This window comes from Salinimicrobium oceani (assembly GCF_012037645.1).
Genome location: NZ_JAAVJR010000433.1, coordinates 1 through 503 on the forward strand (window position 1 = coordinate 1; position 503 = coordinate 503).

Sequence of the window (503 nt, forward strand, 5' to 3'; positions counted from 1 at the left end):
TTCAGTGAATTTTTCGACATCAAGACTGTAATTCGCCCTTTTATTATAAAGTGTGACTTTAGGGAGCGCCGTCGTATCCAGTAAAACAGATCCCGCCAGATCATTTTTGACATCCGAAAAAGTCACCGGAAAGGTTCTTATAGCCGATAAGGTGTCCAAAATATTATCGGGCCCGCTCACCCTCACCGAGTCTGGTTCTACCCGCAGCTCTTCCACAGCCGAGTATCCCGCGGCGAATTGCACCTCGATACGCGAAATTACAGGCAGTTTTTTTTCCTGTTTCTGTTCGAATGCAATAAAAAGCGCATCCCGCACAAAACTGTTATCATCAAAATTGATATTGAGCTGTTCAAGGATCTGAGACCTGTTTTCATCTATTACATAAACCAGCCGACCGTTTTCTTCACTTGCCCTGGAAACATCAACAGTAAGCGTAGGCGGAAACAAAGAGAACCAGGCGATCCTGAATCCGTTCTCCTGCATTTTAAGCTGAATAATCTCCG

1 protein-coding gene is annotated in these 503 nt (G+C 44.7%); it reads right to left on the bottom strand.

Annotated elements, in window-relative coordinates:
• A partial coding sequence (locus HC175_RS17580) for a CdaR family protein (RefSeq protein ID WP_168139586.1) occupies positions 1 to 483 on the bottom strand: 483 nt, incomplete at its 3' end.
• Positions 484 to 503 lie beyond the last annotated feature (20 nt).